This is a genomic window from Brevundimonas sp. T2-11 (assembly GCF_055397675.1).
Genome location: NZ_AP027920.1, coordinates 712,657 through 734,930 on the forward strand (window position 1 = coordinate 712,657; position 22,274 = coordinate 734,930).

The window sequence follows — 22,274 nt, forward strand, 5'->3', positions numbered from 1 at the left end:
TGGGCGTCCGGCGATCATTGAGGCTGTGGCAGGAAAGCGTCCGCCGTCTGGGTTCCGGGTTCGCTGCGCGCCCCGGAATGACGGCGGGCGGGTGCTAGCGCCTCAGGCCGCCTGCGGCTGAACGCGTTGCACCGGCGCGCCGACGGGGGCCATGGCGCCTTCGGGTGCGCGGAGGGGGAGGTCGAACCAGACGGTGGTGCCGTGGCCGGGTTCGCTCTCGATGGTCATGCGGCCGCGATGCAGCTCGATCAGGGACTTGGTCAGGGCCAGACCCAGGCCGGTGCCCTGGGTGGTCTTGGAGTGCTGGCCCTCGACCTGTTCGAAGGGCTGGGCCAGGCGTTCAAGGTCGGCGGCGGCGATGCCGATGCCGGTGTCGGTCACCGAGACGCGGACATGATCGGCGTCGTGGGCCGCGACGGTCACGGTGACGGCGCCGCCCTCGGGCGTGAACTTCACCGCGTTGGAGATGAGGTTCAGCATCACCTGTTTCAGGCCGCGATGGTCGGCCTCGACCTGAACGGCGTCGGGCGCGACCAGGCCGAGGGTCAGGCCGGACTCCATGGCTCTGCCGCGCATCAGGCGGATGGCGTCGTTGCACAGGCCGTTCAGCGAGACGGCCTCATAGTGGAGGGTCAGCTTGCCGGCCTCGATCTTGGCCATGTCGAGGATGTCGTTGATCAGGCTGAGGAGGTGCTGGCCCGACTGGTGGATGTCGGCGGCGTAGCCCTTGTAGCGCTTGTCGCCGAGGGGGCCGAACATCTCGCCGGCCATGATCTCCGAGAAGCCGTTGATGGCGTTCAGCGGGGTGCGCAGTTCGTGGCTCATATTGGCCAGGAACTCGGACTTGGCCTGGTTGGCGGCCTCGGCGCGGGTCATGGCGACCTCGTACTTGCGGGCCAGCAACTGCAGCTTGGCCTCGCGGTCCTCCAGTTCGACCACCATGGCGCGCAGTTCGTCGGCGGCGCGGCGGCGTTCGGCTTCCTGACGGCGGATGACGGTGATGTCGGCGGCGATGACGACCGTGCCGCCGTCGCCGGTGAAGCGTTCAGCCATCTGCAGCCAGCGGCCGTCCTTCAGTTCGACCTCGCGCACGCCCGCACGGCCGCTGGCCGAGGGATGCTCCGCCTTGACGGCCTCGGCGGCGATCTGATTGAGGGCGTCCTTCTGGGCGCCGCGCACGACGACGCCGGTGGGGAAGGCGAAGGCGTCCTGGAAGGCCTGGTTCCACAGGATCAGGCGGCCCTGGCGATCGAACAGGACGAAGGCGTCGGAGACGCTTTCGATGCCGTCGCGCAGGCGGTTCTCGGCGGCCTGGGCCTGGGCCTTGGAGCGGCGGGCCTCGGTGATGTCGAGGGCCACGCCCAGCAGGCTGGTGAAGCCCGCGTCGCGTCGCGGCTGGCGCGACTGGCCGCGGGCGTCGATCCAGCGGACGCCGCCGGACTTGAGCGGGACGGGGAAGGTGACGTCGAAGACGCCGTCGGCGGCGGCCCGGTCGAGGGCGTCGACCAGGGTCTCGCGATAACGCGGATGGACCTTCTCGATCAGGGCCTGGGTGGTCAGGGCCTGGCCGGGTTCGACCTCCAGCATGGCGGCCATGTAGTCGGACAGGACGACCTCGCCGCGCGCCAGATCCCATTCCCAGACGCCGCAGCGGGCGGCTTCGACGGCGACCCGGAAGCGGCGCTCGGTGTCGGCCCATTGGCGACCGGCGCGGGCCTGACGCCAGTTCTGGACGGCCAGGACGGCGAGCATCAGCAGAACCAGAAGCAGGGGGACGGCCAGCATCCAGGCGTCGTCCAGCCAGGCGGACAGGCCGCCGGACGCGGGCATGGCGGCGACGACGGTATGGCCGGCCGGGTTCACGGCGGCCGAGGCGGTCAGACGGACCTGGCCGTCCGCGCCCTTGACCGGACGACCGACGTCGGCGGGCGCCTGACCCGTGGGGACGACGCTCAGACGGGCGCCCGTCAGGGTGGTCTTGAGATCGGGCAGGGGGGTGCGGGCGGTGATGGCGCGGCCGTCGGCCATCGGGCGGCGCGTCAGCAGGGCGTCGTCATGCAGGGCGTAGGCGGTCGAGGTCCGGGCGGCGGCCTGGGCTTCGGCGTCGGTCTTGCCGCCCGCTGCGGCCAAGATCCTTCCGTCCTTGTCGGTGATGACAAAGGCGGCCTCGGGGGCGACGGCGCGGGCGCGATCCAGAGCCTCGACCGCCTGGGACGGGTGTTCGGCCATTTCGCGGGCGACGAGGGCCAGGGCGCGGTCGGTCAGGGCGAGGCGCGTGGTGATCTGACTGGCGGCCAGGCGGGCTTCCAGGGTCAGGGCCTCGACCTTGATCGCCCGGGCTTCACGGTCGGGACGCCCGTCGTCGCGGATGACCAGCAGGGCGTAGGCGGTGATGACCAGGGCGACGGCGAGCAATAGGGCGCGCACCCACGGCACGCCGCGTGCGGTGGTCTGATCCGTGGCCCGTCGGCCCGGCTGATAGCTGCGGCGCTCCGTGCCCTGCAAGCCGACCCTCTCATCCTGAACGAGAGGGAATCTAGGCTGCGTCGCGGATTCCTGTCGAGGCCCGGCGAGGCGGGCTGTTCACCTTAGGGGCGAACAGATGCAGGAAAGACTCAGGCGGCGTCTTCGGCGTGGGCGGCCGCGGCGCGCGGAATGTCGCCGGGCGCGGCCAGGACGTCGGTGATCTGACGCAGGACGTCGCGGGCGCGGCGCGCCAGGTGCAGGCTTTCCGGCGGGGCGTCGTCGGGGGCTTCGGAGACGGTCTCGACCAGTTCGCGGGCCAGATCCATCAGGTCGGGCGCGGCGGCGATCAGGCGCGACTGGAACTCGATGCGTTCGGGATCGCGGTCGTACTCGGCGCCCGGCACGCGCCAGCCGCCCCAGTCGGCCTTGTCCGTGACGACGACCGGGTAGGAGCCGGGGAAGGGGTGGTGGGCGCAGTCGGCCGGTTCCTGCCACTTGTTGCGGGCGCGCAGCACGCGCCAGTCGCCCAGGACGGCGGCCGATGCGTCCTCGGCGGGAAGCTGCAGCTCGGCGGCCTGGAACTCGCGGCCCAGGCCGACCTCGTAGGTGATGCGCACCGGCTCGTCGAAGCCCTTGGCCCAGACGGGCAGGACCTTTTCGACCTGGGCCCAGGCGCCGACGCTCTCGACCCAGACCTTCTGGCCCTTCTGGAACTGCGCGCGCGCCATGCGGATCTCCCCTGCGAAGGGGGCAGCATGGCGCGCCAGCGGTTATCGTCGGGTTCCGCGTCGTGGTTAGCGAGCGGTAAAGGCGGGTCAGGCGGGGCGGGAGATCTCTTCCAGGGCCTCGCCGGCGTAGCGTTCCTTGACCCGCGTCGACAGGTCGCCCAGCGAGACCACTCCGACCAGACGGCCGTCCTTGTCCACCACCGGCAGGCGGCGGACCTGACGCGAGCTCATCAGGTCCAGCGCGGCCTTCAGGTCGTCGTCGGCGCGGACGACCAGGGCGTCGCGGCTGAGGAACTCGACCACTCGGGCGGTCGGCGCGGCGCCCGAGGCCACGGCGCGCACCGTGATGTCGCGATCGGTGAGGGCGCCCACCAGGTTCTCGCCGTCGGCCACGGGGATGAAGCCGAAATCGCCCGCCGCCATGCGGGCGGCGACTTCCTGAAGGGTGTCGTTGGGACGGGCCACCTGCACGTCCTTGCTCATCACGTCGCGGATCTTCATGGGTCTCTCCCTGGCCGACCATCTGTCTGGCTTGAGGTCAGGAACCCGCGCGAGCGGAGCCGGTTCCGGACCCGACCGGATCAGGGCTCCCGCCGTTCGGGCAGGGTCTGGGCGGCGCGGACCAGTTGCACGAACTCGGCGCGGTCGCCGTAGGGGTCCTCGCCGCGCGCGCCCTGGGCCAGGTCGAGGATGGCGTCCCAACCGTAGTCGGCGTTCATCCACGGATCGCCGCGCAGTTTCTGGGCGAAGGCGGCGACCGCCATGGCCCAGCGCGCGGCTTCGGGCGGCCGGGCGCTGACGGAGCCGTCGGCGGGGTTGGTCAGAACCTGCTGGATCAGTTCGGAGCGGGCGGCGCCGGGCTGTTTGTAGCGGACCTGAATGAAGCCGATCTCGCCCTTGGCGTCGCCGCCGCCGGTCGTGACGCGATTGTCGGAATAGCGACGCTCCGGGATCTGGGTCGGGCCGCCGACGGGGGTGATTTCATAGAGGGCGGTGACGGATGCGCCCGAGCCGACCTCGCCCGCGTCGATGGCGTCGTTGTTGAAGTCTTCCTCGTTCAGCAGGCGGGTTTCATAGCCGATCAGCCGCCATTCAGCGACGCGGGCGGGATTGAACTCGATCTGGATCTTGACGTCGTCGGCGATGGGGAAGGCGCCCTTGTCGAACCGGGGGCCGAACAGGCGGCGGGCCTCCTTCAGGTCGCTGACGTAGCCCGCGGTCCCGTTGCCGGCCTGGGCGATGGCCTGCATGCGGGCGTCCTGGTAGTTGCCGCGCCCGAAGCCGTAGACGGACAGATAGACGCCCGTCTTGCGCTTGTCGGCGACGTAGTCCTCCAGCCGCTTGTCGTCGGTCACGCCGACGTTGAAGTCGCCGTCGGTGAACATCAGGATGCGGTTGACCTTGTCGCGGCCGAAGCTGGCCTGGGCCTGGTCATAGGCGTTGGTCATGCCGGTGGCGCCCGCCGTGCCGCCGGAGGCGCGCAGGGAGGCGACGGCGCAGCGCAACTTCAGCTTCTGATCGCCCGAGGTGGGGGCCAGGGTCGTGCCGGCGCCCTCGGCGTAATAGGTCACGGCGACGCGGTCCTGAGGCCGCAGGCGGTCGATGATCAGGTTCATCGACTGCTTGGCCAGGTCCAGCTTGTCAGGGCTGTTCATCGAGCCCGACACGTCGACGAGGAAGGTCAGGTTCAGCGGGCGACGCTGACCTTCGGGCAGCTCATAGCCCTGCAGGCCGACATGGACGATCTGGCGGCCCGGCGCCCAGGGCGAGGCGGCCACGGCGGTGGTGACGGCGAAGGGCCGCGCCGCCGAGGTCGGACGGGCGTAGCCGTAGTCGAAGTAGTTGATCATCTCCTCGACGCGAACGGCGTCGCGCGGCGGGGCGCCGCCGTTGTCGATGAAGCGCCGGACGTTGGCGTAGGCGGCGGTGTCCACGTCGATGGAGAAGGTCGAGACGGGCTGTTCCGCCGTGCGCTTGACCGGGTTGGGCGTGGCGTCGGGATAGCGTTCGGTGCTGACGGGCGGGGCCGTCGGGACGCCGGGCGGGCGTGGCGCGATCCGCGAGCCGCTGACGGTCACGTCATTGATCGCCGAACCGGGCGGCGGCGGCGGGGGAGGCGGGGGAGGCGGGGGAGGCGAGGGTGGAGGCGGCGGGGCCGCATACTCGGCTCGACTCTCCGGCCCCATCGGTTGAACAGACGACGAAGGGGCGGGCCTGGCGCGGTGCAGGATCGGCGGACGGGTCTGTGCGCCCAGGTCGAAGCCGAAGGCGCGGCAGGCGGCTTCGGTCGGCGTTCCGTCGCCCTGGGCCGGAACCGGGACGGGGGCCGCCATGACAGGCGCGGGCGCGGCGGTCATCAGGGCGGCGACGGCGGCCAGGGCCATGTTCGGCGGGCGGCGCCCTGACGGATTATGATTGGGCATCGAATGATCTCCTCCATCCCTGTCTCGCTTAATAGGATGACGATGTTCGGCGGAACTGTGGCGAGGAATCCGCGCGCGGTCCGAGGGCGACTGGGTGTGGCGCGGACGCCGCGTGTGCATGACCCCTCGCAATCGCGACGCTTCGCCCCCACAATGAAGGCTTCAAGCAGAAGGGTGAGCGATGGCCGAGGCTTCGACAGGACTGGATCTGGGCCATGTGGCCGCCTTGCTGGCGGCGGGGGTCGTGGCGGTGCCGGTCTTCCGCAAGCTGGGGCTGGGCTCGGTGCTGGGCTATCTGGCGGCGGGCGTGGCCATCGGGCCCTTCGGTCTGGCCCTGTTCCGCGAGCCGGAGACCATCCTGCACGTCGCCGAGTTCGGCGTGGTCATCTTCCTGTTCATCATCGGTCTGGAGATGCGGCCCAAGCGTCTTTGGGGGATGCGCAACGAGATCTTCGGTCTGGGCGCGGCCCAGGTCGGGCTGGCGGGTCTGGCCCTGACCCTGGTCGCCATGGCGGCGGGGGTGTCGGCGCCGGTGGCCTTTGTCGGCGCCATGGGCTTCGTCATGTCCTCGACCGCCGTCATCGTGCAGATGCTGGAAGAGCGGGGCGACCTGCCGACGCCGAGCGGCCAGAGGGCCGTGTCCATCCTGTTGTTCGAGGACCTGGCCATCGTGCCCCTGCTGGCCATTGTCGCCCTGCTGGGCGCCTCGATGGGGCAGTCGGCCGAGAGCACGACGCCGTTGTGGCAGTCGATCGGCCTGGCCCTGGCGGCCCTGGCGGGCGTGCTGGTCGTGGGCGTCTACGCCATCAATCCGGTCTTCCGTTTCCTGGCCCGCAACGGCGGGCGCGAGGTGATGACGGCCGCCGCCCTGCTGGTGGTGGCGGGCACGGCCTGGATCATGGACGAGGTCGGCCTGTCGATGGCCATGGGCGCTTTCCTGGCCGGGGTCCTACTGTCGGACTCGACCTTCCGGCATCAGCTGGAAGCCGACGTCGAGCCGTTCCGCGCCATCCTGCTGGGCCTCTTCTTCCTGTCGGTCGGCATGGCGCTGGACATCGGGGTGGTGATCAGCGACTGGCGTGTGGTTCTGGCCGGTCTGGCCGCCTTCATGGTGGTCAAGGCCCTGGTCATCTATGTGGTCGCCCGGCTGTTCAAGGCGCGTCATCATGAGGCGATCGAACGGGCGGCCCTGTTCGCACAGGGCGGGGAGTTCGCCTTTGTCCTGTATAGCGCGGCCGCCACGGCCGGGGTGATCGACGCCCAGGCCAGCGCGGCCCTGACGGCCATTGTCATCCTGTCCATGGCCCTGACGCCGCTGACCACCCTGGCGCTGAAGCGCTTCCTGCCCAAGGAAGCGAGCCTGTCGCCGGAAGAGGCCGAGGGCGTGGACGCCGCCGAGGGTCTGCGCGGGCGGGTGCTGATCATCGGTTTCGGCCGCTTCGCCCAGGTGGTGTCCCAGCCCCTGCTGGCGCGCGACGTGGACGTGTCGATCATCGAGAACGACGTCGAGATGATCCAGGCGGCCGGGAACTTCGGCTTCAAGGTCTATTACGGCGACGGGACGCGGCTGGACACGCTGCGGGCCTCGGGCGCGGGCAAGGCCGAGGCGGTGCTGGTCTGCGTCGACAAGCCTGAGGCCGCCGACAAGATCGTGCAACTGGTCAAGTCGGAGTTTCCGGGCGTCAAGCTGCTGGTCCGGTCGTTCGACCGGGGCCATTCGCTGCGTCTGATCCAGGCGGGCGTCGACTATCAGGTGCGCGAGACCTTTGAATCGGCGCTCCGCTTCGGTCAGGCCGTGCTGGAGGAGCTGGGCGTGCCGGAGGACGAGGTCGCCGACGTCATCGCCGACGTGCGCCGTCGCGACGAGGCGCGTCTGGATCTGGACCTGACCGGCGGGCTGAAGGCCGGCGCGGCCCTGATCCGGGGCAATATGCCGACGCCGCAGCCGACGCCCTATATCAAGCCGCACCGCGAGGGCCGTCTGGTCAACGAGGACGAGGCGCCGCCCGAAGCCATCATCGAACCGGCGGCGCAGAAGGCGGACTGACCGGGCATGGCGAGCGTCGATCTGGCCAAGCGGGCCTATGACCACGGCTGGCGGCTGGACCCCATCGTCCGCAGCCTGCTGGACACCGACTTTTACAAGCTGCTGATGCTGCAGCTGATCTGGCGCAAGCATCGCGACGTGCCGGTGACGTTCAGCGTCATCAACCGCACGAAGTCGGTGCGGCTGGCCGAGGAGGTGGATGAGGCGGAGCTGCGGGCGCAGCTGGATCATGCGCGGACGCTGCGGTTCTCGAACCGCGAGCTGATCTGGCTGGGCGGCAACACCTTCTATGGGGTGAAGTCGATCTTCAGCCCAGACTTTCTGGCCTGGCTGGCCGATTATCGCCTGCCCGAGTATGACCTGTCGCGCGGCGCGGACGGGCAGTTCAGGCTGGAGTTTTCCGGCGGTTGGGCGGACGTCACCCTGTGGGAGATTCCCGCCCTGTCGATCCTGAACGAGCTGCGCAGCCGCAAGGCCTTGCGCCGGCTGGGGCGGTTCGAGCTGGACGTCCTCTACGCCCGGGCCAAGACCAGGTTGTGGGGCAAGGTGGAGCGGCTGCGGGAGCTGGAGCCGTTGTCGATCTCGGACTTCGGCACGCGGCGACGGCACGGCTTTCTGTGGCAGGGCTGGTGCGTCGAGGCGCTGAAGGAGGGGCTGGGCAAGGCCTTTATCGGCACGTCCAACGTCCTGCTGGCCATGAACAACGACCTGGAGGCGGTGGGCACCAACGGCCACGAACTGCCCATGGTGCTGGCGGCCCTGGCGGGGGATGACGATGCGGCGCTGCGACGGGCGCCCTATCAGGTGCTGGAGGAGTGGCGGGCGACCTATGACGGCAATCTGCTGGTGGCCCTGCCGGACGCCTTCGGGACGCGGGCCTTTCTGGCCGACGCACCCGACTGGCTGGCCGACTGGAAGGGCTTCCGGCCGGATTCCGCGCCGCCGGTCGAGGGCGGGGAGGAGATCCTGAACTGGTGGAAGGCCCAGGGTCGTGACCCGCGTGAGCGACTGCTGGTCTTCGCCGACGGCATGGATGTGGACACGATCGAGGCGACCCACGCCCACTTCAAGGGACGGGTGCGGACCAGCTTCGGCTGGGGCACCAATCTGACCAACGACTTCCGCGACTGCGCGCCCGCGCCCATGCCGGAGCTGTCGCCGATTTCCCTGGTCTGCAAGGTGACGCGGGCGGGCGGGCGTTCGGCGGTCAAGCTGTCGGACAATGTCGAGAAGGCGACCGGCGACCGGGGCGAGATCGAGCGCTACATCCGCGTCTTCGGCGAGGCGGGGCGCGGGCGGCAGGCGGTCGTTGTCTGAGGGAACCGCCAAGCTTGGTGGGGCATTTCGCCAGAGGCGGCGGTCGGCGTCGTCTCAACCTAGCTTCAGCCCAGCAGGATGCGCGTCATGACCACCTATAACGTCGGCTATATCGTCGGCAGCCTGGCCCGGAATTCGATCAACCGGAAACTGGCCAAGGCCCTGATCAAGGTCGCGCCCGAGAAGCTGAAATTCCACGAGGTCTCCTTCGCGGACCTGCCCCTCTATTCCTACGACTACGACGCCGATTTTCCCGAGGCGGCGACCCGGTTCAAGGCGGACCTGAAACGCTCGGACGCCATCCTGATCGTGACGCCGGAATACAATCGTTCCATCCCCGGCGGGCTGAAGAACGCCATCGACTGGGCCAGCCGGCCCTATGGGACCAACAGTTTCGCGCGCAAGGCGACGGCGGTGATCGGGACCTCGCCCGGCGCCATCGGCACTGCGGTGGCGCAACAGAGCCTGCGCAGCGTCCTGGGCTTCCTGCAGGCGCCGCAGATGAACGCGCCCGAGGCCTATATCCAGTTCAAGCCGGGCCTGATCGACGACGACGGCAATGTCAGCGTGCCTGCGACCGAGCAGTTCCTGCGCGACTATATGGAGGAGTTCCATCAGTTCATGGCGCGGGTGCTGACCGTCTTGCCGCGCGACGCCTGATCCATCAGGGAAGCGGAGCCGTATTCCGGGTTTCGCCCACGTCAGGACCGCCGCTTGCCCGCACCCCCGCCCGTCATCCTGTGGTTCCGCCGCGACCTGCGGCTGGCCGACAACCCGGCCCTGCATCACGCCCTGGCGACGGGGCGGCCGGTGCTGCCGGTCTATGTGCGGGATGAACGGCTGGAGGGGCGGCCCATCGGCGCCGCCTCGCGCTGGTGGCTGGACAAGAGCTTGCGGGCGCTGGATGCGGACCTGAGGGCGCGCGGCGGGCGGCTGATCCTGCGGCGCGGCGACGCCGAGGCCGAACTGCGGCGTCTGATCGAGGAGACGGGCGCCGATCAGGTCTTCATGAACCGCCTGTTCGAACCCGAGGCCTTCGCCCGCGACGCCGACATCGCTCATGGATTGAAGGCGGAGGGCGTCGCATGCCGGGGCTTCAACGCCAGCCTGATGGCCCGACCGGGGGCGGTGCTGAACGGGTCGGGCCAGCCCTACAAGGTGTTCACGCCGTTTCTGAAAGCCCTACTGACGACGGCTGAAGCCCCGGCGGGACTGGCCGCGCCCAAAGCCTTGGCTGTGCCGGACGGCGTGGCGAGCGAGGCGGTCGACGACTGGGGCCTGCATCCGGTGCGGCCGGACTGGTCGACGGGCTTTGTCGGGACGCCGGGCGAGGCGGGGGCGCAGGCGGCGCTGGACGCCTTCGTCGCGGGGGGCCTGAAGACCTATGCGACCGACCGTGATCGGCCGGATCGGGCGGGAACCAGCGGTCTGGCGGCGCATCTGCACTGGGGCGAGATCGGGCCTTGGCGGGCGATCGAGGCCGTGCGCGCCGCCGCCGCCGAGGGCCGGGTTCCGGCGGGGGAGGCGGAGAAGTTCGTCGCCGAGATCGGCTGGCGCGAGTTTTCGGCCCACCTGCTGCACCACTTCCCCTATCTGCCCGAGCGGGCCTTCAAGTCCGAGTACGACGCCATGCCGTGGCGGGGCGACGCCGAGGGGCTGGCGGCGTGGAAGGCGGGGCGGACGGGCTATCCCCTGGTGGACGCCGGGATGCGTCAGCTTTGGGCGACGGGGACCATGCACAACCGGGTGCGGATGGTGGTCGCATCCTTCCTGATCAAGCACCTGCTGATCGACTGGCGCGCGGGCGAGGCCTGGTTCCGGGACTGCCTGACCGACGCCGACCTGGCCAGCAATGTGCAGAACTGGCAGTGGGTGGCGGGCTCAGGGGCGGACGCCGCCCCCTATTTCCGCATCTTCAACCCGACCGCCCAGGGCGAGAAATTCGATCCGACGGGCCGCTATGTGCGGCGCTGGGTTCCCGAGGTGGCGGGATTGCCGGATCGGTGGGTGCATGCGCCGTGGACCGCGCCGCCTGTGGTTCTGGCCGAGGCGGGGGTGAGGCTGGGCGCGACCTATCCCCGGCCCATCGTCGATCACGTCGAGGGCCGCGAGCGGGCGCTGGCGGCGCTGAAGACGGTCAGCGCCAGTCGGGATGACGACGCTTAAATCGAATCCAGCGACCAGACGCGCGAGCGTTTGACCTCCTGGTCTTCCAACTCGCGGGTGGTAGGGACGGTGTATTCGGCCAGCAGGGTCAGGCCGGACTTGGGGAAATAGGTGCGGCCGGGGTCGCCGACGATGACGCGGGTTCCGTTGGCTTGCGCCTGTTTCAGCCAGACCAGCACCGCCTCGGCCATGGGCTTTTCATAGAAGACGTCGCCGGCGCAGATCAGGTCGACGGGCGGGGGCGGGGCGTCCAGCAGGTTGGCGTCGGTGAAGGCGATCTCGACGCCGTTGGACCGGGCGTTGGCGGCGACGGCGGCGGCGCAGAAGGGGTCGATGTCGGCGGCCAGGACGCTGACGGCGCCCGCCTTCATGGCGGCGACGGCGACGAGGCCCGATCCGGTGGCGAGGTCGATGACGCGCTTGCCCGCGACCTGATCGGGGTGGTCCAGCAGCCAGCGGGCCAGGGCCTGACCGCCGGCCCAGGCGAAGGCCCAGAAGGGCGGCGGCAGGCCCATTTCGCCCAGCTCTTCCTCGGTCAGCCGCCACAGGGGGGTGATCTCGTCCGCCAGCCACAGCGAGATTTCCGGCGCGTGCGGCACGGCCTGCAGCCGGGTGTTGGCGGCGATGAAGTCGGGGGCGTTGGCGGGGGTCAGGCGCATGGGGGTTGTCTAGGGCAGAAGGAGGCGGGCGGCGAGGGGCTTGTGCGGGGTCAGGCGCGCCTGACGAAAAGTCAGGTTGACATGACATGAATGCTGAGTAAGGTAGGCCTTACATTCAGTCAGGAGCGCCTTCCATGTTGACGATGAGCAAGCAGAACACCCCCGCCGGTCGCCGCTATGTGATCCGCACCATGGCCTTCATGGGCGGCTATGTCGCCGTCATGCTGGCGACCATCGGCGGGGCCTTTGATACGATCCAGAACACGCCGGCCGCCTGGGCCCTGGCCCTGACGGTGGCCGCGCCCATCGCCGGTCAGATCTGGGCCACGCTGAGCTTCATGCGCGACAGCGACGAGTTCGTCCGCGCCGTGACCGCCAAGCAGTTCATCGTCTCGGCGGGCGTGGCCATGGCCGCCTTCAGCGCCTGGGGTTTCGGCGAGAGCTTCGCCGGGGCGCCGCACGCCGAGGGCTGGATGATCTATCCGCTGTTCTGGGCCGTGTTCGGCTGCGTCGCGCCCTTCATCCGGTCGTCGAACTGATGAAGAACCGTCTGAAACTGCTGCGTGTCGAGCGCAACTGGACCCAGGAGCAACTGGGTCAGGCCCTGGGGGTCTCGCGTCAGGCCGTCAACGCCCTGGAGACCGAGAAGCACGACCCCTCGCTGGACCTGGCCTACCGGATCGCCGCCCTGTTCGAGCGGCCGGTGGAAGAGGTCTTCGAGAACCCCCACGCCTGACGCCCGTCTGACCTTCGTGTCAGTTTAACCTTACTTTTTCGTCCCTGCCTTCCGCCGTCATTTCCAGGCTCGCCCCGGAAAGCGATCTCGCATGCCCTGAACGCAGGGGGCGACGGCGGGCCATGTCCAATCGAAAGGAAACGCCATGTCCAAGATCTCCGCTCCCGCCAAGACCCTTCGCGCCTACGCCCTGGCCGCGGCCATCGGCTGGATCGCCGGAAACATCGTCTCGCCGGCGCAAGCCGCCCCGGTCGAAGTCGCCGTGACCCAGGCGGCGGCTCCCGCCTTCGTATCGGACCGCCTGTCGGTCGAGGTGATGGGCGACGGCCCCGACGTCATCCTGATCCCCGGCTTCGCCTCGTCGCGGGACGTGTGGCGGCCGCTGGCCGAGCGGCTGGCGACGACGCATCGGGTGCATCTGGTGCAACTGGCGGGCTTCGCCGGCGAGGCCTGGACGCATGGCGACGGCGCCTTCGTCCAGCCTGCGGTGGACGAGGTGGCGCGCTACGCCGCGACCCTGAACCGCCCTGCGATCATCGGCCATTCCATGGGCGGCCTGACCGGGCTGCTGGTGGCGCAGCAGCATCCCGAGACGGTCGGCAAGCTGATGAGCGTGGACAGCCTGCCCTTCTTCAGCGCCCTCTATGGCCCGACCGCGACGGCCGAGACGGCCAGGCCCTTCGCCGAACAGGCCGCGGCGGGCATTCTGAACGCCGACGCCGCGGGTTACCGGGTCCAGCAGGAGCGCACGGCGGGGGGCATGATGCGCAACGAGGCGGGACACGCCGCCATGGTCGAATGGTCGATGACGTCGGATCGTCACGCCATGGCCTCGGCCATTCGCGACGTGATGACGACCGACGCCCGGCCGGGGCTGGCGGCCATGACCACGCCGGTCTGGGCCGTCTATGCGGCGGACGCCGACGGCGGCGTGCCGAGCGCCATGGCCGACGGCATGTGGAGCCGCGAATACGCCGCCTTGCCGGGGGTGAAGCTGGTCCGCGTCGACGACAGCCGCCACTTCATCATGAACGACCAGCCGGAGCGTCTGGATGCTCTGGTGGACGAGTTTCTGAAGTAGGGCGATCCTCCCCTGCGCAGCGGGGGAGCGGGACCGCGACGACGTAGTCGGCGGGGTGGAGGGGGCGAGCAGCGGGCGCGGTGTTTTGCGCCGTTGAATGCGAGCCTATGTCCCCCTCCCCCGTGAACGGGGGAGGATTGAGTGGCTCTGGCCCTTATTTCGGCCGCAGGTCGTTGGTGACGTCGCCGGTCTTCAGCGGCTGTCCGCCGAACTCGGCGGCGTAGGCCGGGGCCAGCAGGCTCTGGAAGGCCGAGGCGGGCAGGGTGAGGTAATAGGCGCCCTCGACGTAGGGGCCGACGGCATAGGCGTCGAGCAGGAAGGTCAGGCCGCCGGCCTTGCCCGCCGTCGCGCCGGGGGCCAGGACCACGGCCACGTCCTTCAGTTTCGGGCAGGACCAGGTGTCGCCGCCGACCTTGACCGGGGTCGCGCCGGGGCGGCCCTTCTTGGCGGTGTTGACGGCGTCGCACAAGGCGCGCTCCAGCGACGACAGGTCGGCGCCCTTGGCGAAGAGGTCGGCGGGGCTGATGCGGCGACGTTCGGTCTTGTCCCACAGCAGGGCCGTGGCGACCGTGTTCGGGTGGGCGCCGCCCGAATAGTCGAAGTCGGTTCGCATGGCGCTGAACAGGCGGCCGGTCTGGACCGGATCGCCATAGATGATGGTCTTTTCATAGGGGCCCATGGCGCTGTCGCCGCCGGCCTCGGTGCGGTCGGCCTGGGCGCCCTCGGCGTACTTGCCCAGGTCGGCGACTTCCTGACGATAAAGGCTGGCGTAGAGCTCGGGCTGGGTCTTGATCGCTTCCGGCAGGGTCAGGCTGACCTTGGCGTAGGGCGTGGCGCTTTCGTATTTCAGAGGGCCGTCGGCGGCGACGGCGGCGGCGGCCTTGGGCGCTTCGGCCTCCTTCTTTTCGGCGCGCTGGCAGGCGGCGAGCGAGGCCGCGACGGCGACGGTGACGAGAAGAATGCGAGCGGAACGCGAGGGGATCATGCCGGGTACTCCTGGGGCGAGATCAGTAAGCTAGGCCGTTGAACGCAATCGCGGCCAGAAGGATCAATCCGGCCTCACGATTTGATTTGAACAGGCGCAGGGCCAGGGCGCCGTCCTCGGGCTTCAGGGTCTTGACCTGCCAGGCCAGATGCAGGGCGTAGGCGGCCAGGCCGATGTAGAAGACGGAGCCGAGACCGGCGGCGAAACCCGCCGCGCCCGCCAGCAGGACGGCCAGGGCGTAGAAGACCGCCACGCCCGGCTTGACCTGGGCGCCCAGCCGCCGGGCCGAGGACTTGATCCCCGCCATGGCGTCGTCCTCGATGTCCTGGAGCGCGTAGATGGTGTCGTAGCCGAGGGTCCAGAACAGGCCGCCGGCGTAGAGCAGCAGCGCCGACAGGGCGACATGGCCCATCCGGTTCAGGCCCTCGGCCATCCAGTAGGCGTCGCCGCTGGCGCGGACCTCCAGCACATAGAGCCAGCCGAGTGAGAACAGGCCGCCCGTGGCCGCAGCGAAGCCGAGCAGGGCGCCCCAGTTGAAGGTCAGGCCCAGCCAGGCCTGGGGCCACCAGGTGATGCGCTTCATGAAGGGGTAGGCCGCGACCAGGCCCAGAGACAGGGCGCCTAGCAGGACCGACATCAGGTTCATGGTCAGCAGGATGCACAGGCTGACCAGCGACAGGCCGGCGACGAAGGCCCAGGCCTGCTTGACGCTGATCTGGCCCGCCGGGATGGGGCGCAGGGCGGTGCGGGCCACCTGGGCGTCGAAGTCGCGGTCGACGATGTCGTTCACGGCGCAACCGGCGCCGCGCATCAGGCAGGCGCCGACGGCGAAGCCCAGGATCAGCCACAGCTCATAGCCGCCGAAGGGCCGGTCGTACTGGTTCAGGGCCAGCATGATGCCCTGCCAGCCGGGCAGCAGCAGCAGCCATGTGCCGATGGGGCGGTCGAAGCGGCCCAGCTTCAGCCACGGCTTCAACCCCTCGGGGGCGTAGCGGTCCACCCAGTTCTGGCGGGCGGCGTCTGGAAGCGGGGCTGTGCTCATGAGAGGGGTCTTAGACCCTCAGGGCGTCGCGGGTGAAGAGGGCGCGTCCGATCCGCGTCATGCGAGGGTGCTTGCAGCGCCGGGCGATCTCGCGTCCAGTGACGCGCAAACGGGAGGAAGCCACGATGACTGAAGAGCCGATCAAGGGCCCCGCGTCCTATTTTCCCTCCATCGAGAAGAAGTACGGCCGTCCGATCGCCGAGTGGAAGGCGGAAGTCCGCGCCCGCTATCCGGCCAAGCACATGGAGCTGGTGACCATGCTCAAGGACGAGCACGACATGGGCCACGGCCACGCCAACGCCATCGTGGCCCACACCCTGGCGGAAGACGGGCGGAAATAGCCGCCGCCCCGCCACGCCCCCGCGACGGAACATGACGTTTCAGAGACGGGCTGGACACCGCGACGCTTGTTCGTCACCTGTTGCGAATGTCTCGCAATTCGATTCCCCGCAGCGTCTGGATTCTGGGCGTGGTCAGCCTGTTGATGGATGTCTCGTCGGAGATGATCCAGACGCTTCTGCCCCTCTATCTGGTGGTCGGGCTGGGCGCCTCGGCGGTCGTGGTCGGTCTGGTGGAGGGCTTTTCCGTCGTGGTGGCGACGGCGGTGAAGTTCCTGTCGGGCTTCTGGTCCGACCGGATCGCGAGGCCCAAGTGGCTGGCGGTGGCGGGCTATGGACTGGCGGCCCTGTCCAGGCCGATCTTCCCCCTGGCGGCCTCGGTCGAGGGGGTGTTGCTGGCCAGGGGGGTGGACCGGATCGGCAAGGGCGTCCGCACCGCGCCGCGCGACGCCCTGGTCGCCGCCGTGACGCCGCCGGACATTCGCGGCCGCGCCTTCGGCCTGAGGAAGTCGCTGGATACGGTCGGCGGTTTCGTCGGTCCCCTGCTGGCCATCGGGCTGATGGTGGTGCTGGCGAACGACACCAAGGCGGTGTTCTGGCTGGCCTCCATTCCCGCCTTCCTGGCCGTGGCCCTGCTGATCGGTGGCGTGTCCGACCCGCCGCGCCCGGACGAGGCCAGTAAAAAACCGCCTAGCCTGAAGGGGGCGCTGCGTCTGGACGCCGCGACCTGGACCATGATCGCCCTGACGGCGGTGATCGGTCTGGCGCGGTTCAGCGAGTCCTTCCTGCTGATGAAGGGGCTGGACGTCGGCGTCCCCGCCGCCTTCGCCCCGGCGGCGATCGTCCTGCTGCACCTGGTGTTTGGTCTGGCCGCCTTTCCGGTGGGGGCGCTGTCGGACCGCATCGGCCGCACCGCCCTGCTGCTGCTCAGCCTGGTCTTCCTGGCCGCCGCCGATGTGGCGCTGGCGCTGGCGAGCGATCAGGCCGTCTTCTATCTGGGCGTGGCGCTGTGGGGGCTGCACATGGGCTTTTCGCAAGGCCTGTTGATGACCCTGATCGCCGATACGGCGCCCGCCCATCTGCGCGGCTCGGCCTTCGGCCTGTTCGCCCTGATCTCGGGCCTGATCGCGTTGCTGGGCAATGTGGCGGCGGGCCTGCTGTGGGACGGCTTCGGGCCACAGGCGACCTTTGCGGTCGGGGCGGTGTTGAGTCTGGTCTGCGCCCTGGCCATCGCCGGGTGGATGCGGCTTCAGGCGGCGCGCAGCCGCTCCAGCGCTTCGGAATAGCGACGCGACAGCGGGGCCTCCAGCGCGCCCAGTTCCACCGTCCAGTCGCCGGAACCTTCGGGACGCAGGCCGCTCATCCGCGCGGCGTTGACCAGCCAGGAGCGGTGGGTGCGCACGAAGCCGCAGCGTTCCAGCTCGACCTCGACGGCGGCCAGGGTGGCGCGCATCAGGGGGCGGCGGCCGTCGGCCAGGATGAACTCGACATAGTTGCCCGCCGAGGCGACGGCCAGGATGTCGCCCAGCGGCGCGCGGATCAGACGGGCACCGTCGCGAATGTCGAAGCTGACGGGGCGGACCGGAGTCTCGCGCGCCTCGCGCAGGCTGCGCACCGACCAGAAGACGCCGACGAAGAGGGCGTAGCTGAGCAGGTCCTTGCGGAACTCATAGATGAAGCGCTCGACCGGCGGGCCGTAGTCGTAGGTTTCGCCCAGCGCCGCATAGACCCCGTGACGCATGGCCACCATCAGGCCGACGTGCAGCAGGCTGTAGAGGAAGGCGGCGCCCAGATGCAGGGCGAGGAAGCGGCCCCTTGCGCGCCAGCCGTCGTTCAGCAGGGCGGTCGGCGCGAAGACGCCGGCCAGCCAGGGCAGCCAGATCAGCAGACCCAGCGACAGGGCGCTGGTGCCTTCCCACACCCAGGGCGCCCACGGGCGCAGCGACGGGGAATCGGTCAGGACGGTCAAGGCGTTCACCACCATGAAGGCGGCGGTGATGCCGAGGATGATGGTCCAGCCGAGGATCAGGTCGCGCCGATCCGCCCCGGCCAGAGAGACGCGCCGGTTGTTCGTCCCCGAGGCGACGCCGTTCGTCCCGGACACCGGCGGATTGGCCCCTCGGCGGCGCCGCACGTCCCGCGCCGATTGCGAGCTCGCAGGCCGTGGTGAGACCTGAGGGTCTGTGTTGTCACTCATCAAGGCCGCCCCATGTCCGTTCCGCCTGTCGCCGCCGCGACCCGCCGTCATGACCTCGACTGGATCCGCGTCGGGGCCTTTCTGCTGCTGATCCTGTATCACGTCGGCATGTTCTATGTGCCGTGGGACTGGCATGTGAACAGCCCGCGTCCGGTCGACTGGCTGGAGCCGGTGATGCAGTTGACCAACCCGTGGCGGCTGACCTTGCTGTTTCTGGTGTCAGGCGCGGCGACGCGCTTCCTGTTCGAGCGGTTCGAGACGCAGGGGAAGGGCGGGGCGCGCCGCTTCGCCGGTTCGCGGACGGTGCGGCTGCTGCCGCCGCTGCTGTTCGCCATGTTCGTGATCGTGCCGCCGCAGAGCTATTACGAGGTGGTCGAGGCCGCGCGGGGGCTGGGCGTGGCCGATCCGGCGCATTCGCCGTGGCTGGCTGACTTCTGGCTGAAGTATGCAGCGGGGACGGGCGGCTGGTGCGACGCGGACGGCTGCCTGACGACGCCGACGTGGAACCACATGTGGTTCGTGGCCTATCTGCTGGTTTACAGCCTGTTGCTGGCGGCGCTCTTGCCGGTGCTGCGGCGTCTTCTGCCCGCCATGCAGGCGGGGCTGGAGCGGGGGCTGCGAGGCTGGGGCCTGTTGCTCTGGCCGGTGGTCTGGCTGGCGCTGATCCGCTGGACCCTGGCGCCGGTCTTTCCCATCACCCACGACCTGACCGGCGACTGGTACAACCACGCCCTGTCGTTCAGCGCCTTTCTGTCCGGTTTCGTCAGCGGGCGGTCGGAGGTTCTGAAGGCGGGCTATGAGCGTCTGCGTCGTCCGGCCCTGGTTCTGGCCCTGCTGGCCTGGGCCGGGTGGGCGGCCTACGCCTGGGCCTATCGCGCCGACGACGCCGTGCCGCCCGAGGCGCTGAGGGCGGGGATGCGGCTGGTCTACGCCCTCGATCAGTGGGCCTTCATCGTCGCCATCCTGGGTTATGGCGCGCGCTATATGAACCGGAGCGGGCCGGTGCTGCGCTATCTGACAGTCGGGGTCTTTCCCTTCTATATCGTGCATCAGACCGTCATCGTGGTCGCGGCGCACAACCTGGCGGCGTGGAATCTGCCGCAGCCGCTGGAGGCGGGACTGGTGATCGCCGCGACCTTCGCCGGGTGTTTCGCGGCCTATGAACTGGCGCGGCGCGCGGGATGGCTGGGGCTGTTGCTGGGCGTGAAGCCCACGCCGCGTCGATCCGCCGAGAAGCGTCGCCTTGAAGAGGCGCGACCGGAGAGCCTAGGCTGCGCCGAACCCTGACGGCAGGAGCCCGCAGCATGACCGCCCCCCGGCCCCCGGCCCCGCCTGCGAACCGACCCCCAATCATTCTCTATCTGACCTGGTTGATCCTGATCGGAGCGGCGGTGGTGGGTTTCGTCACCGATGAGTTTAGCGTCACCTTCGTCGGCGTCGGAACCTTGCTGCTGTCGCTGGTTCCGATCTGGCTGGGCGAGCGGGTGGGGGTGAGGCTGCCCACGGTCTTCGTCAGCGCTATCGCCGCCTTCCTGTGCGCCACCCTGCTGCTGGGCGAGGTCGGGGACTTCTATGAGCGTTACTGGTGGTGGGACGTGGTGCTGCACGGCGGCTCGGCGATCGGATTCGGCCTGGTCGGGTCGCTGTTGATGCTGATGCTGGTCAAGGGCGAACGGCTGAAGGCGGCGCCCCTGACAGTGGCCTTCTTCGCCTTCTGTTTCGCCGTCATGATCGGCGCCCTGTGGGAGATCTGGGAGTTCACCCTGGATCAGCTGTTCGGCCTGAACACCCAGAAGTCCGGCCTGGTCGACACCATGTGGGACCTGATCGTCGATGCGGGCGGGGCCCTAATCGGCGCGGGCGCGGGCTGGGCCTATCTGAAGGGAAGGCATGGCCCGCTGGTGGGGGCGCTGCGAGCTTTCGTCGACAAGAACCGACGCCTGTTCGGCGACGACTGAGCCCTATTTCGCCAGCCGTCCCTTGGCCTTGTCGGCGCTGAAGACGATGTCGGGGTCGGGCTTCCTGGCCTCCAGCGTCGGGCAGTTCAACTGGCGCAGGACATGGCGGATGATGTTCAGCCGGGCCTTCTTCTTGTTGTCGGTGGCGACGATGGTCCAGGGGGCGTAGTCGACGTGGGTGCGTTCCAGCATTTCGTCGCGGGCGGCGGAATAGGCGCTCCATCGCTTCTGGGCCTCGGCGTCCAGGGGCGAGACCTTGAAGCGTTTCAGCGGATGGGTGGTGCGTTCCTCGAGGCGGCGCGACTGTTCGTCCTGGCTGATGTCGAGCCACAGCTTGATCAGGATCGTGCCCGACTGGGTCAGCATCCGCTCGAAATGCGGGGCGTCATGCAGGAAGCGCTCGTGCTGTTCGGGCGTGCAGAAGCCCATGACCGGCTCGACGCCGGCCCGATTGTACCAGGAGCGGTTGAAGAAGACGATTTCACCGGCGGCGGGCAGATGGGGGGCGTAGCGCTGGAAATACCACTGGGTCAGTTCGCGGTCGTTGGGCTTGGGCAGGGCGACGACGCGGGTCTGGCGAGGGGCCATGAACTCGGTCATGCGCTTGATGGCCCCGTCCTTGCCGGCGGCGTCGCGGCCCTCGAGGACGATCACGACCTTAAGCCCCTGTTCGATGGCCCAGGCCTGGGTCTCGACCAGCTGGATCTGCAGGGCTTCCAGGGTGTCCTCGTAGTCGTTCTTGGCCATGGGCGCAGCGTCCTGTTGTCGCGATGGGCGAAGCTTGCGGCGAATTCACTGGCGCCGCCAGCCTGGCTGTTGTGGGTGGAACGCAAAGGAGACCAAAATGATCAATCGTCGTCATGTCATGGCCGCGGGCGCGGTCGCCACGGTCCTGCCTTCCGTCGCAGGGGCTGAGCCGACGACAGGGTTCGATGCGGCCCTGAGCACGGCTTTCGATACGGTGAAACCGGTCGCACTGGCCGGCGGACTCGTGACGCCGCAGGGCCTGGAATGGTCGGGCGTGCGCGGCGTTCGCCGCAGCGGGCAGGAGGCCTCGGCTCTGGCGGGCGACCGCTGGCACCTGGGCTCGAACACCAAGGCGATGACGGCGGCGGTGTTCGCGCGTCTGGTCGAGCAGGGACGGGCGCGATGGGCCATGCCCTTGAGCGAGGCCTTCCCCGGCATGACGGTGGATGCCGGTTGGGACGGGGCGACGCTGGACGACTTCATGACCCATACGGCGGGTCTGAAGGACGAGGCGGTCATGGGCATGGCCTGGCTGATGACGGCGCGAGCCGACGCCAGGTCCCTGCCGGAACAGCGCCGCCTTATCGTCGAGAAGGCCCTGGCTGCGCCGCCGACGGGAACGCGCGGGACTTTTGAATACGGCAACGCCAACTATGTGCTGGTCGGGGCCGCCATCGAGGCCCTCACCGGCGGGTCGTGGGAAGAGGCGATGCAGGCCGAGCTGTTCACGCCCCTGGGCCTGAGCTCGGCGAGCTTCGGGGCGCCGAAAGGCGAGAACGCCTGGGGCCATCGCCGCATGGGCGAGACGGCGATCGCCATGGACCCGAACGACGACGGGTCCGACAATCCTCTGGCCCTGGGGCCGGCGGGAACGGCGCATATGACGGCCGCCGACTATGGCCGATTCCTGCAGGTCTTCCTGACCGAGGGCGGGGGCTGGCTGAAGCCCGAGACGATACAGCGGCTGATCACGCCCGCTGAGGGGCAGGGGTACGCCTATGGCTGGATCGTCCTGCCGCCCCAACCCTGGGCCAAGGGGCCGGTCATCGCGCACGAGGGCTCGAACACCTTGTGGCACGCCATCGCCATCGTCGACCCGGCGGGCGGCCGCGCCCTGTTCGGCCTGTCGAACGACGGCGGACGCGGCGGTCCGGCCTGCCAGGCCCTGGCCATGGGGCTTCTGCGCGCCTTGTAAGGCGAGGGCGGACGAGGACGGCGTTAACCGAAACGCCGTGCGGCGGGATTCGCTTTACAGTTGACGGACTGTGGATAGTCGGGTGACAACATCGCCGCAGTCCGGATTTCACGTGGGGTCCAAACCCGCGTCTCGCTCCTTCGCCTGAACGAGCTTGTCCAGATGGGCTGACGGGTGCTCCTGCATGGA

General features: G+C 69.3%; 21 protein-coding genes. 12 read left to right on the plus strand and 9 right to left on the minus strand.

What is annotated here, in order from left to right:
* Positions 1–102: 102 nt before the first annotated feature.
* The 4 genes from ACZ5XO_RS03520 to ACZ5XO_RS03535 all read right to left on the minus strand — a co-directional run bounded on the left by ACZ5XO_RS03520 (position 103) and on the right by ACZ5XO_RS03535 (position 5,617).
* Positions 103–2,505 carry a PAS domain-containing sensor histidine kinase gene (locus ACZ5XO_RS03520; protein ID WP_464163945.1) on the minus strand — a complete coding sequence of 801 codons (2,403 nt, stop codon included), beginning with the start codon at positions 2,503–2,505 and terminating at the stop codon, positions 103–105.
* 110 nt (positions 2,506–2,615) lie between these two features.
* Positions 2,616–3,194, minus strand: coding sequence for a hypothetical protein (locus ACZ5XO_RS03525; protein WP_464163946.1), 579 nt, complete (start codon positions 3,192–3,194; stop codon positions 2,616–2,618).
* Between the two features lie 87 nt (positions 3,195–3,281).
* Entirely contained in the window at positions 3,282–3,695 is a 414-nt protein-coding gene (locus ACZ5XO_RS03530) for a CBS domain-containing protein (protein WP_464163947.1), read from the minus strand.
* 80 nt (positions 3,696–3,775) lie between these two features.
* On the minus strand, positions 3,776–5,617 hold the full coding sequence (locus ACZ5XO_RS03535) for a vWA domain-containing protein (RefSeq protein WP_464163948.1): 1,842 nt from the start codon (positions 5,615–5,617) through the stop codon (positions 3,776–3,778).
* A gap of 181 nt (positions 5,618–5,798) precedes the next feature.
* Between ACZ5XO_RS03535 and ACZ5XO_RS03540 the strand changes: the two genes are divergently transcribed.
* The 4 genes from ACZ5XO_RS03540 (at position 5,799) to ACZ5XO_RS03555 (ending at position 11,147) form a co-directional block, all read left to right on the plus strand.
* The gene (locus ACZ5XO_RS03540; protein WP_464163949.1) at positions 5,799–7,664 is read left to right on the plus strand and encodes a monovalent cation:proton antiporter-2 (CPA2) family protein; all 1,866 of its coding nucleotides are present in this window, start codon (positions 5,799–5,801) and stop codon (positions 7,662–7,664) included.
* Between the two features lie 6 nt (positions 7,665–7,670).
* Entirely contained in the window at positions 7,671–8,981 is a 1,311-nt protein-coding gene (locus ACZ5XO_RS03545; protein WP_464163950.1) for a nicotinate phosphoribosyltransferase, read from the plus strand.
* 87 nt (positions 8,982–9,068) lie between these two features.
* On the plus strand, positions 9,069–9,641 hold the full coding sequence (locus tag ACZ5XO_RS03550) for an NADPH-dependent FMN reductase (protein ID WP_464163951.1): 573 nt from the start codon (positions 9,069–9,071) through the stop codon (positions 9,639–9,641).
* Between the two features lie 54 nt (positions 9,642–9,695).
* Positions 9,696–11,147, plus strand: coding sequence for a cryptochrome/photolyase family protein (locus tag ACZ5XO_RS03555; RefSeq protein ID WP_464163952.1), 1,452 nt, complete (start codon positions 9,696–9,698; stop codon positions 11,145–11,147).
* Here ACZ5XO_RS03555 and ACZ5XO_RS03560 read toward each other — a convergent pair.
* Positions 11,144–11,806, minus strand: a complete 663-nt coding sequence (locus tag ACZ5XO_RS03560; RefSeq protein WP_464163953.1) for a class I SAM-dependent methyltransferase — start codon at positions 11,804–11,806, stop codon at positions 11,144–11,146. The two genes, ACZ5XO_RS03555 and ACZ5XO_RS03560, sit on opposite strands and share 4 nt — an antisense overlap.
* A 134-nt stretch (positions 11,807–11,940) precedes the next feature.
* Between ACZ5XO_RS03560 and ACZ5XO_RS03565 the strand changes: the two genes are divergently transcribed.
* The 3 genes from ACZ5XO_RS03565 (at position 11,941) to ACZ5XO_RS03575 (ending at position 13,623) form a co-directional block, all read left to right on the plus strand.
* Positions 11,941–12,345: a hypothetical protein gene (locus ACZ5XO_RS03565; protein ID WP_464163954.1), complete on the plus strand. Its 405-nt coding sequence runs from the start codon at positions 11,941–11,943 to the stop codon at positions 12,343–12,345.
* The gene (locus ACZ5XO_RS03570) at positions 12,345–12,542 is read left to right on the plus strand and encodes a helix-turn-helix transcriptional regulator (RefSeq protein ID WP_312780688.1); all 198 of its coding nucleotides are present in this window, start codon (positions 12,345–12,347) and stop codon (positions 12,540–12,542) included. Before ACZ5XO_RS03565 ends, ACZ5XO_RS03570 begins: the two co-directional genes overlap by 1 nt.
* Before the next feature lie 145 nt (positions 12,543–12,687).
* Positions 12,688–13,623 carry an alpha/beta fold hydrolase gene (locus ACZ5XO_RS03575; RefSeq protein WP_464163955.1) on the plus strand — a complete coding sequence of 312 codons (936 nt, stop codon included), beginning with the start codon at positions 12,688–12,690 and terminating at the stop codon, positions 13,621–13,623.
* A gap of 154 nt (positions 13,624–13,777) precedes the next feature.
* Here ACZ5XO_RS03575 and ACZ5XO_RS03580 read toward each other — a convergent pair whose 3' ends face one another.
* Positions 13,778–14,608: a DUF3298 and DUF4163 domain-containing protein gene (locus ACZ5XO_RS03580; protein WP_464163956.1), complete on the minus strand. Its 831-nt coding sequence runs from the start codon at positions 14,606–14,608 to the stop codon at positions 13,778–13,780.
* Positions 14,609–14,630: 22 nt separating this feature from the next.
* Complete coding sequence (locus ACZ5XO_RS03585; protein WP_464163957.1) at positions 14,631–15,650, minus strand: UbiA family prenyltransferase; 1,020 nt, start codon at positions 15,648–15,650, stop codon at positions 14,631–14,633.
* Positions 15,651–15,775: 125 nt separating this feature from the next.
* Here ACZ5XO_RS03585 and ACZ5XO_RS03590 point away from each other — a divergent pair, with 125 nt between their 5' ends.
* Together ACZ5XO_RS03590 and ACZ5XO_RS03595 are read left to right on the plus strand one after the other, a co-directional pair.
* The gene (locus ACZ5XO_RS03590) at positions 15,776–15,991 is read left to right on the plus strand and encodes a DUF4287 domain-containing protein (RefSeq protein ID WP_464163958.1); all 216 of its coding nucleotides are present in this window, start codon (positions 15,776–15,778) and stop codon (positions 15,989–15,991) included.
* Positions 15,992–16,077: 86 nt separating this feature from the next.
* The gene (locus ACZ5XO_RS03595) at positions 16,078–17,274 is read left to right on the plus strand and encodes an MFS transporter (RefSeq protein ID WP_464163959.1); all 1,197 of its coding nucleotides are present in this window, start codon (positions 16,078–16,080) and stop codon (positions 17,272–17,274) included.
* On the opposite strand, the gene ACZ5XO_RS03600 is transcribed toward ACZ5XO_RS03595, so the two are convergent.
* On the minus strand, positions 17,238–18,122 hold the full coding sequence (locus ACZ5XO_RS03600) for a LytTR family DNA-binding domain-containing protein (RefSeq protein WP_464163960.1): 885 nt from the start codon (positions 18,120–18,122) through the stop codon (positions 17,238–17,240). The two genes, ACZ5XO_RS03595 and ACZ5XO_RS03600, sit on opposite strands and share 37 nt — an antisense overlap.
* A gap of 75 nt (positions 18,123–18,197) precedes the next feature.
* On the opposite strand from ACZ5XO_RS03600, the gene ACZ5XO_RS03605 reads away from it, so the two are divergent.
* Both ACZ5XO_RS03605 and ACZ5XO_RS03610 read left to right on the plus strand, forming a co-directional pair.
* Positions 18,198–19,472 (plus strand): acyltransferase family protein, encoded by a 1,275-nt coding sequence (locus ACZ5XO_RS03605; protein ID WP_464163961.1) that lies wholly within the window; start codon positions 18,198–18,200, stop codon positions 19,470–19,472.
* Positions 19,473–19,489: 17 nt separating this feature from the next.
* Positions 19,490–20,143 (plus strand): DUF2238 domain-containing protein, encoded by a 654-nt coding sequence (locus tag ACZ5XO_RS03610; protein WP_464163962.1) that lies wholly within the window; start codon positions 19,490–19,492, stop codon positions 20,141–20,143.
* A 3-nt stretch (positions 20,144–20,146) separates the two neighbouring features.
* Here ACZ5XO_RS03610 and ppk2 read toward each other — a convergent pair whose 3' ends face one another.
* Positions 20,147–20,890, minus strand: coding sequence for a polyphosphate kinase 2 (gene ppk2, locus ACZ5XO_RS03615; RefSeq protein ID WP_464163963.1), 744 nt, complete (start codon positions 20,888–20,890; stop codon positions 20,147–20,149).
* 97 nt (positions 20,891–20,987) lie between these two features.
* Here ppk2 and ACZ5XO_RS03620 point away from each other — a divergent pair, with 97 nt between their 5' ends.
* Positions 20,988–22,085 carry a serine hydrolase domain-containing protein gene (locus ACZ5XO_RS03620; RefSeq protein WP_464163964.1) on the plus strand — a complete coding sequence of 366 codons (1,098 nt, stop codon included), beginning with the start codon at positions 20,988–20,990 and terminating at the stop codon, positions 22,083–22,085.
* Positions 22,086–22,274: the final 189 nt, after the last annotated feature.

Coding starts and splice junctions, on each gene's coding strand:
- ACZ5XO_RS03525 (WP_464163946.1), bottom strand. CDS start 3,194: ATGGCGCGCGCGCAGTTCCAGAAGGGCCAGAAGGTCTGGGTCGAGAGC.
- ACZ5XO_RS03530 (WP_464163947.1), bottom strand. CDS start 3,695: ATGAAGATCCGCGACGTGATGAGCAAGGACGTGCAGGTGGCCCGTCCC.
- ACZ5XO_RS03535 (WP_464163948.1), bottom strand. CDS start 5,617: ATGCCCAATCATAATCCGTCAGGGCGCCGCCCGCCGAACATGGCCCTG.
- ACZ5XO_RS03540 (WP_464163949.1), top strand. CDS start 5,799: ATGGCCGAGGCTTCGACAGGACTGGATCTGGGCCATGTGGCCGCCTTG.
- ACZ5XO_RS03545 (WP_464163950.1), top strand. CDS start 7,671: ATGGCGAGCGTCGATCTGGCCAAGCGGGCCTATGACCACGGCTGGCGG.
- ACZ5XO_RS03550 (WP_464163951.1), top strand. CDS start 9,069: ATGACCACCTATAACGTCGGCTATATCGTCGGCAGCCTGGCCCGGAAT.
- ACZ5XO_RS03560 (WP_464163953.1), bottom strand. CDS start 11,806: ATGCGCCTGACCCCCGCCAACGCCCCCGACTTCATCGCCGCCAACACC.
- ACZ5XO_RS03565 (WP_464163954.1), top strand. CDS start 11,941: ATGTTGACGATGAGCAAGCAGAACACCCCCGCCGGTCGCCGCTATGTG.
- ACZ5XO_RS03570 (WP_312780688.1), top strand. CDS start 12,345: ATGAAGAACCGTCTGAAACTGCTGCGTGTCGAGCGCAACTGGACCCAG.
- ACZ5XO_RS03575 (WP_464163955.1), top strand. CDS start 12,688: ATGTCCAAGATCTCCGCTCCCGCCAAGACCCTTCGCGCCTACGCCCTG.
- ACZ5XO_RS03580 (WP_464163956.1), bottom strand. CDS start 14,608: ATGATCCCCTCGCGTTCCGCTCGCATTCTTCTCGTCACCGTCGCCGTC.
- ACZ5XO_RS03585 (WP_464163957.1), bottom strand. CDS start 15,650: ATGAGCACAGCCCCGCTTCCAGACGCCGCCCGCCAGAACTGGGTGGAC.
- ACZ5XO_RS03590 (WP_464163958.1), top strand. CDS start 15,776: ATGACTGAAGAGCCGATCAAGGGCCCCGCGTCCTATTTTCCCTCCATC.
- ACZ5XO_RS03595 (WP_464163959.1), top strand. CDS start 16,078: ATGTCTCGCAATTCGATTCCCCGCAGCGTCTGGATTCTGGGCGTGGTC.
- ACZ5XO_RS03605 (WP_464163961.1), top strand. CDS start 18,198: ATGTCCGTTCCGCCTGTCGCCGCCGCGACCCGCCGTCATGACCTCGAC.
- ACZ5XO_RS03610 (WP_464163962.1), top strand. CDS start 19,490: ATGACCGCCCCCCGGCCCCCGGCCCCGCCTGCGAACCGACCCCCAATC.
- ppk2 (WP_464163963.1), bottom strand. CDS start 20,890: ATGGCCAAGAACGACTACGAGGACACCCTGGAAGCCCTGCAGATCCAG.
- ACZ5XO_RS03620 (WP_464163964.1), top strand. CDS start 20,988: ATGATCAATCGTCGTCATGTCATGGCCGCGGGCGCGGTCGCCACGGTC.